This window comes from Haemophilus influenzae, from assembly GCF_001457655.1.
Lineage (GTDB): Bacteria > Pseudomonadota > Gammaproteobacteria > Enterobacterales > Pasteurellaceae > Haemophilus > Haemophilus influenzae.
In genome coordinates, this window is record NZ_LN831035.1 from 936898 (window position 1) to 953221 (window position 16324).

Consider the following 16324-nt stretch of genomic DNA (forward strand, 5'->3'; position numbering starts at 1 on the left):
GAGAAAACTTATGCGTGATTTAAAAGGTATTTTCAGTGCATTATTAGTGTCATTTAATGAAGATGGCACCATTAATGAAAAAGGTTTACGCCAAATTATCCGCCATAATATCGACAAAATGAAAGTTGATGGCTTATATGTGGGCGGTTCAACAGGCGAAAACTTTATGCTTTCAACGGAAGAGAAAAAAGAAATCTTCCGCATTGCAAAAGATGAAGCAAAAGATCAAATCGCACTAATTGCTCAAGTGGGCAGCGTAAACTTAAAAGAAGCGGTGGAATTAGGTAAATATGCAACAGAATTAGGCTACGACTGCTTATCTGCAGTGACGCCATTCTATTACAAATTTAGCTTCCCTGAAATTAAACATTATTACGACACCATCATTGCAGAAACGGGCAACAATATGATTGTGTACTCAATCCCGTTCTTAACTGGCGTGAATATGGGTATTGAACAATTCGGTGAACTTTACAAAAACCCGAAAGTATTAGGGGTAAAATTCACAGCAGGTGATTTCTACTTATTAGAACGTTTGAAAAAAGCTTATCCAAACCACTTAATTTGGGCAGGTTTCGATGAAATGATGCTACCGGCAGCCTCACTTGGGGTAGATGGTGCAATTGGTTCAACCTTTAACGTAAACGGCGTTCGTGCTCGTCAAATTTTTGAATTAACCAAAGCGGGTAAATTAGCCGAAGCGTTAGAAATCCAACACGTAACCAACGATTTAATTGAAGGCATTTTAGCGAACGGTTTATATTTAACCATCAAAGAATTGCTTAAATTAGAAGGGGTGGATGCAGGTTATTGCCGTGAACCAATGACATCAAAAGCAACAGAAGAACAGGTTGCAAAAGCAAAAGACTTGAAAGCGAAATTTTTGTCATAAATATTTAAATTAGAAAAAACTTACCTCCCCCTGTTTTATTCCGTTACAAACAGAATAACAAGCCAGCAAGCACTTGCCTTCCTCTGTTTATTCCGTTACAAACAGAACAACAAGTCAGCAAGCACTTGCCTTCCCCTGTTTACGGGGGAAGGTGCCCGAAGGGCGGAAGGGGGCAACTTCTATTGCTCTGTCGTAAATTATTGGAGCAAAAGAATTTCTTTTTAAAAACAAGATAGAAAATTACCGCACTTATAATGATCCTTTGGTATAGGTGGGCTAACGTCCAGCCTACGATATGAATAGGATCATCACGGTCAATAATAAAGGAAGGCTAATATGCGTTTTATTCCGTTACAAACAGAACAACAAGTCAGTTGTTGGGCTGCACAACATATCATCAATCGTATCAACGATTTTAAACCTACCGCCGAGCGTCCCTTTGTATTGGGGTTACCTACTGGTGGTACACCACTAAAAACTTATCAAGAACTGATTCGACTTCATCAAGCAGGCAAAGTGAGTTTCAAACACGTAGTGACTTTCAATATGGATGAATATGTGGCTTTACCAGAGGAACACCCTGAAAGTTACCACAGCTTTATGTATAACAATTTTTTCAATCATATCGATATTTTACCTGAAAATATCAATATTCTTAACGGCAATACCGATGACCATAATGCAGAATGCCATCGTTATGAAGAAAAAATTAAATCTTACGGCAAAATTCATCTGTTTATGGGGGGGGTTGGCGTAGATGGACATATCGCATTTAATGAACCTGCTTCTTCATTAAGTTCTCGCACCCGTATTAAAACGCTAACGCAAGATACATTAATTGCAAATTCACGCTTCTTTAATAATGATGTTACTCAAGTGCCGAAATATGCTTTAACCATTGGTGTCGGTACATTATTAGATGCAGAAGAAGTGATGATTTTAGCAACAGGACATCAAAAAGCACTGGCAGTGCAAGCTGCAGTTGAAGGCAGTATTAACCACTTATGGACAGTCAGTGCATTACAAATGCACCGTCATTTCTTGCTTGTTTGTGATGAAGCTGCTCAACAAGAGTTAAAAGTGAAAACCGTGAAATATTTTACTGAATTAGAAGGCTCGGTTGCTGGTACGGATTATCAGGATAAATAGAGATCTATTCTTCATCTTTATGTAGGGGCGAATTACATTCGCCCTATAATCACAAACAATCATAGGGCAAATTGTCCTTACGTTTAAGAGCAATATAGTTGCTATGTTAAACTGATGTTGATATTAGGAACAGAATATGAAATACGCATTAATTAATTGTGTAATTTACACAAAATATGATGTTTTACGTGATTTTGCTGTAATTATTAACGGTGAAATTATTGAAGCAGTGATCCCCCAAGCTGAATTAGAAACAGGTATCAAAACCATTGATTTACAAGGTAATAATTTAACTGCTGGTTTTATTGATCTGCAATTAAATGGCTGTGGTGGCGTGATGTTTAACGACCAAACTAGCGTTGAAACCTTGGAAATTATGCAGGAAACTAACTTAAAATCAGGTTGTACAAGTTTCCTTCCCACTTTTATTACCGCGCCCGATGAAAATATAAAAAGTGCGGTAAAAATTATGCGTGAATATTTAAACAAGCATAAAAACCAAGCACTTGGTTTACATATTGAAGGGCCTTATCTCAGCATTGAGAAAAAAGGTGTACACCGCCCCGAATATATTCGTGAAATTACGCCTGAAATGAAAGATTTCCTCTGCCAAAATGGTGATGTGATTACAAAAATGACCATTGCCGCAGAAAACCCAACCATTAACTATACGCCTGATTTTGTGAAAGCGGGCATTATTGTCTCTGTAGGCCATTCTAATGCCACTTATGAAGTGGCTAAAGCCGCATTCCACAAAGGCGCAACTTTTGCGACTCACTTACATAATGCAATGTCGCCAATTAGTTCTGGACGTGAAATGGGCGTAGTGGGTGCAGTATTAGATTCTGATGTTTACACTGGCATTATCGTCGATGGTGTGCATATCAATTACGGCAATGTTCGCATTGATAAAAAAATCAAAGGCGACAAACTTTGTATTGTGACTGACTCTATTGCAGCGGCAGGCGCACCGCCAGAACTAGAAAGTTTTACCTTTGAGGGAAAAACAATTTATATCAAAGAAGGGCGTTGCTATGATGTGAATGGCACAATTGCTGGGGCATCAATCACAATGATGGAATCTATTAAAAATGCGGTAGAATATGTTGAAATTCCTCTTGCGGAAGCCATTAGAATGAGTAACCTTTATCCTGCACGAGCAATTGGTATAGATGATCTTTTAGGTTCGGTAGAAAAAGGTAAGATAGCAAACTTAGCCGTGTTTACGCCAAATTACCAAGTAATCGGCACAGTAGTAAACGGAAAGTGGAAAGAGAATGAATAGTAAACAGAAAGTGGAAAGAGAATTAAGAGTAAACACTTAAATAGCTAATTGATTTAAAAATCTGTGATATATGTCACAGATTTTTTATTAATATTTTGTTACTTATAAAATAGCCTAAATATTTATACACTTTTAACTTAATCATTTTTTAACTTGATTTTAAGCAAAAAAAGCGAATCTTTCGATTCGCCTTGCTTTTAATAATGTATTTCTAACAAATGATTAGAAGTAAACGCGTAAACCTACACCCACTGATTTTTCTTTTTCAGTTTTTACGCCTTTACTTTTCTCAGCTGTTCTAGTTCTAGCGTAAGCACCTTCAATATAGGTTAATACTTGTTTGTGAAGTTTATGATCTACACCGAATAATACTGCTTGTTCACGTGCTTTTTTACCTTGATCTACAGAATTGCGTTCATATTTGAAGTTTCCATAGACATTAGTATCTTCCATTAATTCATATTGGAAACCTGGAGATACGAAATAGCGTTTTTCGTGTTTATCTTTATAGTTTTTAGTTTTTGCATAGCCACTATCTAGAGATACTAATAAGCCTAAATCACTAAAATGATAGCCTAAAGTTGAAAGAGCACCGTTTACTTGTTGTTTTTTACCTGAGTCATCCCCTGCTCCTATTTTAATATCTTCTCTATAATTTGTACGACCATAAGCAATACCTGCAATAATGTTGTTTGCATCATATTTTGCACCAACCTGAACACCATTGCTGATTTTTTGTGGAGAAACTTCTCCTGGCTTATTACCATTACTACTATAAGCCACACGCTCTTGTGCTAATAAATAATTAGCGCCCAATACTAAACCATCGATACCTTTAAAAGTGTAGCCAACGCTATTACCATCCTTAGGAATATATTCTTTATTCTCGAGAACACCATATTCTTTATCTTCTGCACTTGTTATGCCATCAGAAATAGTTTTCGCACGACCAAGTTTTACTTCACCGAATCCTTTATTTCCTAAAGTAACATAAGCATATTTGGTTATAATATTACCGAAGTTATCTGAACGGCTTTCATAATCTGAAACTAAACGAGTTTCTAAATAACCTTGTGCATAGAAACCATCACCGAAGTTATGAGTTGCTTTAATGTGGAAACGTGAACCTGCATTGCGTAATTCACCGTGTTGCTGTTTTTGATCTTTCCGTGTGCTATTGCTTTGTTCAGCGATAACGCTTAAACGACCACCTAATTCTACGTTAGTCCCTTCGTTGTTATAAACAACAGCTGCGTTTGCTGCTGAAGCTGCGAATGCACCAACGATTAATGCTGCAAGTGTTTTTTTCATAATTTGTATTCCTTATGGTTGTTACTATCTATGATTGAACTTTTTTCCAATAGAATTGTCTAATCACCAAACAAAATAATAGGCGAGCGACGAGCTACATCTTCGCAAAAAAAAATTTTTATGTCAATACTCCAAAATTTTAATTTTCTTGAAATCTCATCAAGATCACACTTTTTTAAATGAATTTGATTGTTTTTTGTTCTTTTTTAGGTTTAAGTATTAAATATTTTTAGGTATCGAAAAATATGATGTTATATCAGTTGTATTATTCTTCTATGTACCCCATATCTTCCAATGTCGGATTTTCTGCTCCTTTTTTTGCTAATTCATCGCAAATTTCATTTTCTCTGTGTCCTGCATGACCTTTTACCCATTGCCAATTAATTTTATGACGTTGGATGGATTCATCTAAGGCTATCCATAAATCTTGGTTTTTTACAGGCTTTCCAGAACTTGCTTTCCAATTATTTTTTTTCCAGTTAAAGATCCATTTTGTTATGCCATTTTTCATATATTGGCTATCACTATAAAGCGTGATTAAACAAGGTTCTTTTAATGTATTTAATGCTTCAATGACAGCGCGTAATTCCATTCGATTATTGGTGGTTTTGAAATAGCCTTTGGAGAGCATTTTTTCATGTTGTTTATAACGCAATACGGCACCAATTCCACCCGCCCCTGGATTACCTAAGCAAGATCCATCAGTAAAAATTTCAATCTGTTTTTGCATAACAAAAAGGTTGTTGTGTAGAATGGCAAGTATTTTAATGGAAAGAGAGAGGTTGAACAAATGATTAATCCCAATCGCCAAATTGTATTAGATACTGAAACTACAGGTATGAATCAGCTTGGCGCGCATTATGAAGGACACTGCATTATTGAAATTGGTGCAGTTGAATTAATAAATCGTCGTTACACAGGTAATAATTTCCATATTTATATTAAGCCAGATCGCCCTGTTGATCCTGATGCGATTAAAGTTCATGGTATTACTGATGAAATGTTAGCGGATAAACCAGAATTCAAAGACGTAGCCCAAGATTTTTTGGATTATATTAATGGTGCGGAATTGCTTATTCACAATGCCCCCTTTGACGTTGGATTTATGGATTATGAATTTCGTAAACTTAACCTTAATGTGAAAACTGACGATATTTGTTTGGTGACAGATACGCTACAAATGGCGCGTCAGATGTATCTTGGAAAACGCAATAATTTGGATGCACTTTGTGAGCGTTTAGGTATTGATAATAGCAAACGTACTTTGCACGGTGCGTTACTGGATGCCGAGATCTTGGCGGATGTTTATTTGATGATGACGGGAGGGCAAACAAATTTATTCGATGAAGAATCTGTTGAGTCTGAAGTTATCCATGTTATGCAAGAAAAAACGGCGGAAGAAATAAAAAGTGCGGTAGATTTTTCGCACAATTTGAAATTACTTCAACCTACTAATGATGAGTTACAAGCACATTTAGAATTCTTAAAGATGATGAATAAAAAAAGTGGAAATAATTGCCTTTGGGATAAACGCTTTGGCAATAATAATGTGCATTAATCGTGTGGAATTTAAGCAGGTAAGTAAAATTTAATAAAAAAAGATTGACGAGATTTGTGTTCATCATTAAGATACGCACCACTTAGCGGAGTGGTAGTTCAGCTGGTTAGAATACCTGCCTGTCACGCAGGGGGTCGCGGGTTCGAGTCCCGTCCATTCCGCCAATTTAAAATTAATATCTTATCTCGGAGTGGTAGTTCAGCTGGTTAGAATACCTGCCTGTCACGCAGGGGGTCGCGGGTTCGAGTCCCGTCCATTCCGCCAATTAAGATAAATAAAGATAGCACCTAAGGGTGCTTTTTTTGTATCTGAAATTTATTCATCCTTGACAAAAATAAAGTAAACTTTTAATATTTGAAGAACTAGGGAGCGGCTACTCCCTAGTATGTCGTGTTATTAGTAAGCGGTCTGGCTCACTAATAATAGTAGTACGACAAGGATAATGAGTTTAATCATTTTCTTATCCTCTTCAAACGTTGCGAAAAAGCGCAACACTCGCTTTCAAGCTGGATTCTTGAAAGCGAGATTATTATAACGTTAAGTTGTAGATAAATAAACAGTATTTAGAAAGCCATAGGATTGTATCCTGTGGCTTTTTCTTTTCTTTATGAAATGATTTTTTACCAATCCTTTAACTTCCGATATAATAGCCGCCATTTTTGACAAAATAAGAGATTTTTTATGGCAACTCCAGTCGTCGCCCTTGTTGGTCGCCCGAATGTGGGAAAATCCACATTATTTAATCGCCTTACTCGTACGAGAGATGCGTTAGTCGCTGATTTTCCAGGTTTAACTCGTGATAGAAAATATGGTCACGCACATATTGCTGGCTATGATTTTATTGTTATTGATACTGGCGGTATTGATGGAACGGAAGAGGGGGTAGAAGAAAAAATGGCGGAGCAATCTTTGCTTGCTATTGATGAAGCGGATATTGTTCTTTTCCTTGTGGATGCTAGAGCTGGTTTAACGGCAGCAGATATTGGTATTGCTAATTATTTACGCCAACGTCAAAACAAAATTACTGTGGTGGTGGCAAATAAAACCGATGGTATTGATGCGGATTCTCATTGTGCTGAATTTTATCAGTTAGGTTTAGGAGAAATTGAGCAAATTGCAGCCTCACAAGGTCGTGGTGTTACTCAATTAATGGAACAAGTACTTGCGCCTTTTGCGGAAAAAATGGAAAACGCCGATGAAAATGACCGCACTTCTGAGGAAGAACAAGACGAATGGGAACAAGAATTCGATTTTGATTCAGAAGAAGATACGGCATTAATTGATGATGCGTTAGACGAAGAACTTGAAGAAGAACAAGATAAAAATATCAAAATAGCCATTGTAGGTCGTCCAAATGTGGGTAAATCTACTTTAACCAATCGTATTTTAGGCGAAGATCGTGTAGTGGTTTTTGATATGCCAGGTACGACACGTGACAGTATTTATATTCCAATGGAGCGTGATGGACAGCAATATACCTTGATTGATACGGCTGGTGTGCGTAAGCGTGGTAAAGTGCATTTGGCAGTGGAAAAATTCTCTGTGATTAAAACCTTGCAAGCGATTCAAGATGCTAATGTTGTATTGCTGACTATTGACGCGAGAGAGAATATTTCTGATCAGGATTTATCTTTGCTCGGCTTTATTTTAAATGCAGGGCGTTCTTTGGTGATCGTCGTGAATAAATGGGATGGTTTAGATCAAGATGTGAAAGATCGTGTGAAATCTGAGCTTGATCGTCGTTTAGATTTTATTGATTTTGCTCGGGTGCATTTTATTTCAGCCTTGCACGGAAGTGGTGTAGGTAATCTTTTTGATTCGATTAAAGAAGCCTATGCTTGTGCCACTCAAAAAATGACGACTTCGCTTTTAACTCGTATTTTGCAAATGGCAACGGATGAGCACCAACCGCCGATGATTGGCGGTCGTCGCATTAAATTAAAATATGCTCACCCAGGTGGTTATAATCCGCCGATTATAGTAGTTCACGGTAACCAAATGGATAAACTACCAGATTCTTATAAACGTTATTTATCTAATTATTATCGTAAGAGCTTAAAAATTATTGGTTCACCGATTCGTCTGCTTTTCCAAGAAGGCTCAAACCCATTTGCAGGACGCAAAAATAAACTCACTCCGAATCAATTGCGTAAACGTAAACGTTTGATGAAGTTTATTAAGAAAGCAAAACGTTAAACGCAAGATAAATAAAACTTAGACAGATTTAACCGCACTTTTAAAACTCTTTTTGGAGAACTAAAGTGCGGTTATTTTTTTATTGTTTTGCAGAAGAAAGGTATGGCGATATTTTAAGTGCGTTGTAATAAAAATGATGAAACCGATTAAACCTAATGCTGCGCCTGTATAACCAATTTCATTTAATCCTAAATAGGTTGTCGCAAGGTTTCCAAATAATGCGCCTGCGCCAATTCCTGCATTGAAAATGCCCGAGTAAATAGCTGTGGCAACATCGGTTGCATCTGGCGCAAGTTTTAGTACGCGCATTTGTAGAGATAGTCCGATACAAGAAATGCCAATCCCCCAAATAAACACAAGGCTGAACATTGCTATTATTGCTTCAGTTGAAAATAACAGGAGCAATAGAGAGAACATCAATAAACTCATCGAAACAACAATAAATTTTGTGGGAGCAAATCGGTATAATCTGTTAAATAATAGGCTTGCTGCAATGCCTGAGAAACCAAAAACTAATAATACAGCCGTGGCAAAATTTGGATCTAAATGCCCTACATCAATCATAAATGGTTCGATATAGGTATAAGCAGTAAAGTGTGCTGAAATGACGATTGCCGTTGTTACATAAAGCCAAAGTAATAATGGGCGTTTCGCAAGCAAGGGTAAACTTGCAATAGAGCCAGCATTTTTACTGGGTAAATTTGGCAATAATCGAATAATTAAAAACATGATGGATAATGCCAGTACCGCAATAATGCCAAAAGTGACTCGCCAACCGACGAGCTGTCCGACGATTCTCCCAATCGGTAAGCCTAAGATGGTGGCAAGTGCGGTGCCAATAGCGAGCATTCCTAATGCTTGAGTTTTCTTGTGTTTAGGTGCGATGCGCATTACAAGTGAGGCGGTAATTGACCAAAACACTGAATGGGCTAATGCAATGCACATTCGAGCGAGAAGTAATATCCAGAAATTCCATGCAATGACCGATAAAATATGCCCAACAATAAATATAATGAAAAGTTTAATAAGCAGACTTTTACGTTCCATATTGCCAGTGGCAAGCATGGCTGGTAAAGACATAATTAGCACTGTCCACGCATAAACTGTCATCATTAAACCAGTATCAGCGGTTTGCATATTAAAACTTTGTGCAATATCGCTTAACATTGCAACGGGTACAAATTCTGTAGTATTAAAAATAAATCCTGCGCAAGCCATAATAAGCACGCGCCATGATTGGATTTTTGCAGCTTTTAAATATAACGACATTAACGTAACTTTTCTTTAATCGCATCAATTAATTGATGGCGGAATTTCTTCGTAAAATTAATTTTGTATTGTGGAGAATTGCAGTTACCAAAAAAATTGATTGGTAGTGTCAAATTTTGATAGCGTTGATCCGTAGAATTTAAATTAATATCCACATTGCATTCCATTCGATTTAAATCAATGATGCCTTTTCCTTGCCCCAAAAGTGCGGGCGTTTTTAATTCGATTTTTTCAGCAATGAGTTGATTTTGTTGGAGAAATAATTGTAAGTAAAATTGTTCAAAGCGAGTGTTTAATTCTTTGTTTTGTAACAAATCATTGTTGTAATTAATCGGGAAATGTTGCGCTACCATATCCAATAGATTCACACCAAGAATTTCGCCATTTTGCGCTAAAAAATTTAATTTTCCTTGAATAAGCGCGGAAGATGAAAAGCTGAAATCAAGATCAAAATCGGCGTGTCCACTTAACATTTCTGGCAAATTTAATAGTGCGAATAAGCGTTGAACAGGGAAATATTTACCCGAAAAATTTACCGCACTTTGATTGTCTATTTGTTGATATTTCAATACGGCTAAACAATCGTTATCGCATTGTGGTTTTATATAAGTCACTATTTGTTGGTGGGCTGTGTGAGTTTCAATATAACCGATAGGCTGATTATTTAGGTTTGCATCTACAAATTGAAGTGGGGCTGATTCTGATGTTGAGAAGTCTAAATTCGCTTTATGGAAAGAAAAATGGAAAGTTTTTGTTTTTCCATAAATAGGCTTATTAAATTCAATGCGAATATGGTTTTCGCCATTTAATATTACTTTTTTTGATAAAAGCTGTTTTAACGAAAAAGGCGAAACCTCTATCGATACATTGGCAGGATTTTGTGTGTTTTGAGTTAATTTGAGCTGTTGAATATTCAGTGAATGAAGTGCTGCGTTTCCATACAAAAGAGGCAAAAAACTAAATTTAGCTTCAATTTTTTGAGCTGAAAATTGCGTAGTTTTTAGATTTTCAAGGGAAAGTGCGGGAGAAAATAATGATAAATTGATTGACTGAACGGCAATGTTTTGTTGTGCCAGTTGTTCATTAATAGCACTTTGCACGCGGTAAAGTTGAATATATAAAAAAGAAAAGATCGCCAAGAAGACGATCCCTATGATAAGTGCGAACTTTTTCATCGATTATTCCTTGTCTTCGTCAATACGACTGGCTACTGCACTTTGTTGATTTTTATATTTTGCATCTTTGCGGCTGCTGTATGGTCGTTTTGCTTCGCCACTTAATACTTCAAAACTTAACGCACCAATTACCATATTTGGGCGTAATGCTAATGGTAATTTCCCTGAATTATAAAATTCCAGCACGATTTTTCCTTCCCAACCTGGATCAATACGGTGTGCGGTGACATGTACCATTAAGCCTAAACGGGCTAAAGAAGAACGGCCATCTAACCAACCGATAATATTGGCTGGCAATTTCACGGATTCAAGCGTGGTTGCTAAGGCTAAAGTACCAGGATGTAAGAAAAATGCTTCCCCCTCTGGAATAAGAATTTCATCGCTCATTACTGATTCAAGCTGGGCGGATACTTCTTCTTTCGGGCCACTTAAATCAATGAAAGGTGCAGAGTGTTCACGAAATACACGGAAAGAATTACCTAAGCGAACATCAATTGTCGCACCATTGATTTTGTCATTATTTGGACGTGGTGTTAAAGAAATAATGCCATCATCGAGATAGCGTTCAATATCAGTATCGCAAAGACGCATAAGATTTCCTATTTTTGATTCAATAAATGAAGGATTTGAGCTTTTAACATATTGATTGCAATACGGTTTTTACCACCACGAGGAATGACAATATCCGCATATTGTTTAGATGGCTCAATAAATTGTAAGAACATTGGACGCACGGTTGCACGATATTGATCAATCACTGATTGTAGAGAGCGACCACGTTCTTCCATATCACGTTGTAAACGGCGGATGAAACAAATATCAAGTGGTGTGTCTACGAATACAGAAATATCGGCTAATTGGCGTACTCTTTCGTCTGTGAGCAATAAAATCCCTTCTAAAATTACGATTCGTTTTGGTGTGAAATGCGTTGTTTCGTTGGTGCGAGTATGTTCTACATAGCTATAAACAGGCACATCTACTGCACTGCCATTTTTTAGATTTTTTAAATGTTGGATAAGTAAATCGCGATCCATAGAGTTTGGATGATCGTAATTCGTTTTTACCCGCTCAGTCATTTCTAAATGACTTTGATCTTTATAGTAACTGTCTTCAGTAATGATACCAATTTCTTGGCAGCCTAGTTCATTACAGAGCTCTTTGTGAACAGTGGAAGCGATAGAACTTTTGCCTGATGCAGATGCACCTGTGATGGCGATGATGATACAAGAGGGATTTGACATAATCGTGTTTCGATGTAAGGAAAATTCACGCAATTATAAAGAAAAGTGCGGTGAATTTCACGTTTATTTTTTCACTTGAATTTTAAAAACTGTGAACTTCATCACGGTATTTTCTTATTGAAGAAAGAGTAGTACTGCGTATAAAAAAAGTGCGGTAAAATTTCACCGCACTTTTGTGATTAAAATTAAGGGGAAGGATTTTCCCTTTTCTTATTTCTGTTACTAAATCGCCCAACCGCCTGCATAGAATGCAACAAGTACGATTGCAATAATCACAGTACCTACATTTAAGCGTTTAATATCGCCACTCACGATTCTTCCAATTACTAATGCCGCAAAACCTAACATAATACCTGTTACGATGTTAGCGGTAAGTACGATAAACACTGCGCAGATTAATCCGCTCATCGCACCAACGAAATCATCGAAATCTAATTTGCTTACATTGCTTAACATTAATAAACCAACATACATTAATGCTGGAGCAGTTGCGTAGCCTGGCACTAAGAAAGCTAATGGTTGGAAGAAAAGCATTAATAGGAATAACACACCAACAACGATAGCAGTAATACCTGTTTTACCGCCTGCTGCTGTCCCTGCTGCTGACTCAATATAAACGGCAGCTGGTGCTGTACCGAATAAGCCTGAGAATAAGCTACTGATTGAGTCTGAAGTTAAGGCTTTACCGCCATTGATAATTTGACCATCTTTATCAAGCAAGTCTGCTTGACCTGCAACTGCGCGAATAGTGCCCGTTGCATCAAATACGGCAGTCATCACCAAAGCAAATACCACAGGCAAGATTGCGGGTTGTAGTGCGCCCATAAAGTCTAATTGTAAGAAGAGAGAATTTTCACCAAAGGTTGGCATTTTGAAAATCTCTCCGCCAAATTTTACATTTGGATCAAAAATTAAACCTACGATAGTAATAGCGATAATTACCCATAAAATGCCGCCTTTAATTTTCATTTTTTCAAGACCAATAATTAACGCTAAGCCAATCAAGGACATCATGACTGGGAATGAAGTGAAATCGCCTAATTTTACTGGTAAGCCAGCTTGGTTGCTGACGACTAAACCAACACCGTTTGCGGCAATTAAAAGTAAAAAGAGTCCGATACCAATGCCTGCTCCGTGAGCGATATTGGATGGTAAATTACGCAAGATCCATGCACGGATACCTGTGGTAGAAATTAAGGTAAACACAACCCCCATTAAGAATACTGCGCCTAGCGCAACGGGAATGGCGACCTTTTGACCAATCACTAAGCTAAATGCTGTAAAAGCAGTAAGAGAAATTGCACAACCAATTGCCATTGGTGCATTTGCCCATAAGCCGATTAAGATAGAGCCTAATCCTGCAACTAAACAGGTGGCAATAAAGACAGATTCCGCAGGAAAACCTGCAGCACCCAGCATATTGGGTACCACGATGACAGAATAAACCATTGCTAAGAACGTGGTTAAACCCGCGATAATTTCTTGACGAACAGTTGAACCACGTTGTTTGAGTTCAAATGTTTTTTCTAAAGTTGGCATAGTGTTCCTTGAAGTTAAGTAAAAAATTGGAAGTAATAAGGTGCGCTATTTTACATCATAAAAATGAGAAGTAAACGTTTGCGTGAGTTTTATTTAGGATAAAGTGCGGTCAAAATTATGAATAGTTATGAAATAATCTATTTGCTGATTTTCTCTACAAATGAGACTGCGAGTCAGCAGAAAAACTGCTATACTTGTCACGTTTTTTAACTTGATAAAATGAAGGAAACAAAATGGCTGATTTTAATCAAATTTTAACGCCAGGCGATGTAGATGCTGGCATTATCAATGTAGTAAATGAAATTCCAGAAGGTAGCTGCCATAAAATCGAATGGAACCGTAAAGTTGCGGCATTCCAGTTAGATCGTGTTGAGCCAGCAATTTTTGCAAAACCAACTAACTATGGTTTCATTCCACAAACTTTAGATGAAGATGGCGATGAGTTAGATGTGTTATTAATCACTCGCCAACCATTAGCAACAGGTGTATTCCTTGAGGCTAAAGTAATTGGTGTCATGAAATTTGTTGATGATGGCGAAGTGGATGATAAAATCGTTTGTGTTCCTGCAGATGATCGTGATACAGGAAATGCCTACAATTCATTAGCAGATTTACCGGCAAACTTAATTAAACAAATTGAGTTCCATTTCAATAACTATAAAGCGCTTAAGAAACCTGGCTCAACGAAAGTGACCCATTGGGGCGATGTAGAAGAAGCGAAAGAAGTGATTCGTGAGTCTATTAAACGTTGGAATGAGCGTTAATTAAAGACGTTTGATTGTAAAAGTCCCTGATTCTTTGAGTCGGGGATTTTTTATATGAGTTTCAGAGATTTAGATAATAAAAAAACACCTTTCGGTGCTTACTTTATTTTTAAAGTGGTGGGTCGTGAAGGATTCGAACCTTCGACCAACGGATTAAAAGTCCGCTGCTCTACCGACTGAGCTAACGACCCAATTAGATGATTTTAAAATAAATTTTCAAATCTTTTGATTGGTGTTTAAATGGTGCCCGAAGCCAGACTTGAACTGGCACGCCTCGAAAGGCGAGGGATTTTAAATCCCTTGTGTCTACCGATTCCACCACTCGGGCAAATTGGAGCGGGAAACGAGGCTCGAACTCGCGACCCCGACCTTGGCAAGGTCGTGCTCTACCAACTGAGCTATTCCCGCATTTATCACTAATCAGCACTGCTACGTGACAACGGGGCGTATTTTACGGATTTATATATTGCTGTCAAACGAAAAAAATAAAAAATATTTTATTTGATTAAAAATAACTCAAATATAGATGGTTATCATAAAAAATAACTGTGTTTTATTTAAATTTATAATTGAATATTATCTAGCAAGCTTCCTTTTGCTACTTGTAAATATTGGATCATTGACCATATAGTTAAAATAGCGGCGATATAAAGTAAGATAATTGCTGCTATTTCCATATAGTTGTTATAACGCCATAATAATCCGCCTAGTGCTAACATTTGCGCTGTGGTTTTCCATTTTCCCCACCAAGAGACTGCGACTTTGCTACGTTCCCCAAGCTCTGCCATCCATTCACGTAATGCGGAGATGATAATTTCACGAGAAATCATAATAATGGCAGGAATGGTTATCCAAAATGTATGTTGATGTTCGACAATTAAAACTAGTGCAGCCACTACCATTACTTTATCAGCAACAGGATCAAGAAATGCACCAAAGCGCGTGGTCTGTTTCCATTTACGAGCTAGATAGCCATCTAGCCAGTCAGTGACACCTGCAATAAAAAAAATCAGTGTTGTGATGAAAGGAGATGATTCAATGGGTAAATAAAATGCAATCACGAAAAAAGGAATCAAAATGACTCGAAAGATCGTTAGGAAAATTGGGATATTGAATTTCATAGAAATGAACCGCTCTTGGTGTTAGAGATATGCCTATTCTAAAGTATCTAAGAATATAAAAAAAGCCACATTATGTGGCTTTCTTGTAAATAATTACGGATTAAAGTTTATCAGCGTTTTGTTTTAAGTATTTTGCAACACCTTCAGGGTTATCTTTCATCCCTTCTTTACCTTTTTCCCATTGAGCAGGGCAAACTTCACCGTGATCTTCATGGAATTGTAATGCATCAACCATACGTAACATTTCATCGATATTACGACCTAATGGAAGATCGTTTACTACTTGGTGACGAACAACGCCATTTTTGTCGATTAAGAATGAAGCGCGTAATGCAACGCCTGCTTCTGGATGTTCAATACCGTATGCTTGAGCAATTTCGTGTTTTACGTCTGCCGCTAATGCATATTTAACTTGACCGATACCACCATTTTCAGTTGGGGTGTTACGCCATGCATTGTGAGTGAATTGAGAGTCGATAGAAACACCAACTACTTCTACGCCACGTTTTTTGAATTCTTCATAACGGTGGTCAAATGCGATTAACTCAGAAGGGCAAACAAAGGTAAAGTCTAATGGGTAGAAAAAGATTACTGCAGCTTTTCCAGCAATGTGTTTTTTAAAGTTGAAGTTATCAACGATTTCGCCATTGCTTAATACAGCAGATGAAGTAAAATCTGGTGCTTGACGGGTTACTAATACCATAGTCATAATTCCTATATAAAGTTAAGTTAAAGTTTTGCCACACAAAATAGCGGTGCGATTCTATTTGAAACGCCGACATTTTATACTCGATTTTATCTATTAAAGCAATTAATCTTATCTA

General features: G+C 37.2%; 15 protein-coding genes and 5 tRNA genes. 8 read left to right on the top strand and 12 right to left on the bottom strand.

Going from position 1 to position 16324, the window contains the following annotated elements; all coding sequences use genetic code 11:
* Positions 1-10: 10 nt before the first annotated feature.
* The 3 genes from nanA (at position 11) to nagA (ending at position 3326) form a co-directional block, all read left to right on the top strand.
* Positions 11-892, top strand: coding sequence for an N-acetylneuraminate lyase (gene nanA / locus AT683_RS04715; RefSeq protein ID WP_038440896.1), 882 nt, complete (start codon positions 11-13; stop codon positions 890-892).
* A 336-nt stretch (positions 893-1228) separates the two neighbouring features.
* A complete protein-coding gene (gene nagB / locus AT683_RS04720; protein WP_038440898.1) occupies positions 1229-2041 on the top strand; it encodes a glucosamine-6-phosphate deaminase in 813 nt (270 codons plus the stop codon).
* A gap of 136 nt (positions 2042-2177) precedes the next feature.
* Complete coding sequence (nagA, locus tag AT683_RS04725) at positions 2178-3326, top strand: N-acetylglucosamine-6-phosphate deacetylase (protein ID WP_038440900.1); 1149 nt, start codon at positions 2178-2180, stop codon at positions 3324-3326.
* A gap of 222 nt (positions 3327-3548) precedes the next feature.
* On the opposite strand, the gene AT683_RS04730 is transcribed toward nagA, so the two are convergent.
* Both AT683_RS04730 and rnhA read right to left on the bottom strand, forming a co-directional pair.
* On the bottom strand, positions 3549-4637 hold the full coding sequence (locus AT683_RS04730) for a porin (protein ID WP_058222193.1): 1089 nt from the start codon (positions 4635-4637) through the stop codon (positions 3549-3551).
* A gap of 265 nt (positions 4638-4902) precedes the next feature.
* Positions 4903-5367, bottom strand: coding sequence for a ribonuclease HI (rnhA, locus tag AT683_RS04735; protein WP_005687959.1), 465 nt, complete (start codon positions 5365-5367; stop codon positions 4903-4905).
* A gap of 60 nt (positions 5368-5427) precedes the next feature.
* Between rnhA and dnaQ the strand changes: the two genes are divergently transcribed.
* From dnaQ to der, 4 genes are all read left to right on the top strand, one after another.
* Positions 5428-6195, top strand: a complete 768-nt coding sequence (gene dnaQ / locus AT683_RS04740) for a DNA polymerase III subunit epsilon (protein ID WP_038440904.1) — start codon at positions 5428-5430, stop codon at positions 6193-6195.
* An 87-nt stretch (positions 6196-6282) separates the two neighbouring features.
* A tRNA-Asp gene (locus AT683_RS04745) sits at positions 6283-6359 on the top strand.
* Positions 6360-6382: 23 nt separating this feature from the next.
* Positions 6383-6459, top strand: a tRNA-Asp gene (locus AT683_RS04750).
* Positions 6460-6876: 417 nt separating this feature from the next.
* Positions 6877-8391, top strand: a complete 1515-nt coding sequence (gene der, locus AT683_RS04755; protein ID WP_005694423.1) for a ribosome biogenesis GTPase Der — start codon at positions 6877-6879, stop codon at positions 8389-8391.
* A gap of 60 nt (positions 8392-8451) precedes the next feature.
* Here the strand turns inward: der and AT683_RS04760 are convergent, their stop codons facing one another.
* The 5 genes from AT683_RS04760 to AT683_RS04780 form a co-directional block, all read right to left on the bottom strand.
* On the bottom strand, positions 8452-9660 hold the full coding sequence (locus tag AT683_RS04760; RefSeq protein WP_038440907.1) for a sugar transporter: 1209 nt from the start codon (positions 9658-9660) through the stop codon (positions 8452-8454).
* On the bottom strand, positions 9660-10835 hold the full coding sequence (locus AT683_RS04765) for a hypothetical protein (protein WP_038440909.1): 1176 nt from the start codon (positions 10833-10835) through the stop codon (positions 9660-9662). Before AT683_RS04765 ends, AT683_RS04760 begins: the two co-directional genes overlap by 1 nt.
* Positions 10836-10838: 3 nt before the next feature.
* Positions 10839-11426 carry a dCTP deaminase gene (dcd, locus tag AT683_RS04770; RefSeq protein ID WP_005649599.1) on the bottom strand — a complete coding sequence of 196 codons (588 nt, stop codon included), beginning with the start codon at positions 11424-11426 and terminating at the stop codon, positions 10839-10841.
* Between the two features lie 8 nt (positions 11427-11434).
* Positions 11435-12076 carry a uridine kinase gene (gene udk / locus AT683_RS04775; RefSeq protein WP_005654445.1) on the bottom strand — a complete coding sequence of 214 codons (642 nt, stop codon included), beginning with the start codon at positions 12074-12076 and terminating at the stop codon, positions 11435-11437.
* 222 nt (positions 12077-12298) lie between these two features.
* Positions 12299-13615: an NCS2 family permease gene (locus AT683_RS04780; protein ID WP_005694416.1), complete on the bottom strand. Its 1317-nt coding sequence runs from the start codon at positions 13613-13615 to the stop codon at positions 12299-12301.
* Positions 13616-13848: 233 nt separating this feature from the next.
* Here AT683_RS04780 and AT683_RS04785 point away from each other — a divergent pair, with 233 nt between their 5' ends.
* Positions 13849-14379, top strand: coding sequence for an inorganic diphosphatase (locus AT683_RS04785; protein WP_005630160.1), 531 nt, complete (start codon positions 13849-13851; stop codon positions 14377-14379).
* A 115-nt stretch (positions 14380-14494) separates the two neighbouring features.
* Here the strand turns inward: AT683_RS04785 and AT683_RS04790 are convergent.
* The 5 genes from AT683_RS04790 to AT683_RS04810 all read right to left on the bottom strand — a co-directional run bounded on the left by AT683_RS04790 (position 14495) and on the right by AT683_RS04810 (position 16203).
* Positions 14495-14570 (bottom strand) — tRNA-Lys (locus tag AT683_RS04790).
* A gap of 50 nt (positions 14571-14620) precedes the next feature.
* Positions 14621-14707: transfer RNA gene (locus tag AT683_RS04795), tRNA-Leu, on the bottom strand.
* Positions 14708-14711: 4 nt separating this feature from the next.
* A tRNA-Gly gene (locus tag AT683_RS04800) sits at positions 14712-14787 on the bottom strand.
* Positions 14788-14942: 155 nt separating this feature from the next.
* Positions 14943-15500 carry a CDP-diacylglycerol--glycerol-3-phosphate 3-phosphatidyltransferase gene (gene pgsA / locus AT683_RS04805; protein ID WP_005649617.1) on the bottom strand — a complete coding sequence of 186 codons (558 nt, stop codon included), beginning with the start codon at positions 15498-15500 and terminating at the stop codon, positions 14943-14945.
* A 100-nt stretch (positions 15501-15600) separates the two neighbouring features.
* Positions 15601-16203, bottom strand: a complete 603-nt coding sequence (locus AT683_RS04810; protein WP_005649619.1) for a peroxiredoxin C — start codon at positions 16201-16203, stop codon at positions 15601-15603.
* Positions 16204-16324: the final 121 nt, after the last annotated feature.

Bases quoted from the DNA above. Each gene is read 5' to 3' on its own strand.
- dnaQ (WP_038440904.1), top strand. From the start codon at position 5,428: ATGATTAATCCCAATCGCCAAATTGTATTAGATACTGAAACTACAGGT.
- AT683_RS04730 (WP_058222193.1), bottom strand. From the start codon at position 4,637: ATGAAAAAAACACTTGCAGCATTAATCGTTGGTGCATTCGCAGCTTCA.
- pgsA (WP_005649617.1), bottom strand. From the start codon at position 15,500: ATGAAATTCAATATCCCAATTTTCCTAACGATCTTTCGAGTCATTTTG.
- AT683_RS04765 (WP_038440909.1), bottom strand. From the start codon at position 10,835: ATGAAAAAGTTCGCACTTATCATAGGGATCGTCTTCTTGGCGATCTTT.
- rnhA (WP_005687959.1), bottom strand. From the start codon at position 5,367: ATGCAAAAACAGATTGAAATTTTTACTGATGGATCTTGCTTAGGTAAT.
- AT683_RS04780 (WP_005694416.1), bottom strand. From the start codon at position 13,615: ATGCCAACTTTAGAAAAAACATTTGAACTCAAACAACGTGGTTCAACT.
- nagB (WP_038440898.1), top strand. From the start codon at position 1,229: ATGCGTTTTATTCCGTTACAAACAGAACAACAAGTCAGTTGTTGGGCT.
- nagA (WP_038440900.1), top strand. From the start codon at position 2,178: ATGAAATACGCATTAATTAATTGTGTAATTTACACAAAATATGATGTT.
- udk (WP_005654445.1), bottom strand. From the start codon at position 12,076: ATGTCAAATCCCTCTTGTATCATCATCGCCATCACAGGTGCATCTGCA.
- AT683_RS04810 (WP_005649619.1), bottom strand. From the start codon at position 16,203: ATGGTATTAGTAACCCGTCAAGCACCAGATTTTACTTCATCTGCTGTA.
- AT683_RS04760 (WP_038440907.1), bottom strand. From the start codon at position 9,660: ATGTCGTTATATTTAAAAGCTGCAAAAATCCAATCATGGCGCGTGCTT.
- AT683_RS04785 (WP_005630160.1), top strand. From the start codon at position 13,849: ATGGCTGATTTTAATCAAATTTTAACGCCAGGCGATGTAGATGCTGGC.
- dcd (WP_005649599.1), bottom strand. From the start codon at position 11,426: ATGCGTCTTTGCGATACTGATATTGAACGCTATCTCGATGATGGCATT.
- nanA (WP_038440896.1), top strand. From the start codon at position 11: ATGCGTGATTTAAAAGGTATTTTCAGTGCATTATTAGTGTCATTTAAT.
- der (WP_005694423.1), top strand. From the start codon at position 6,877: ATGGCAACTCCAGTCGTCGCCCTTGTTGGTCGCCCGAATGTGGGAAAA.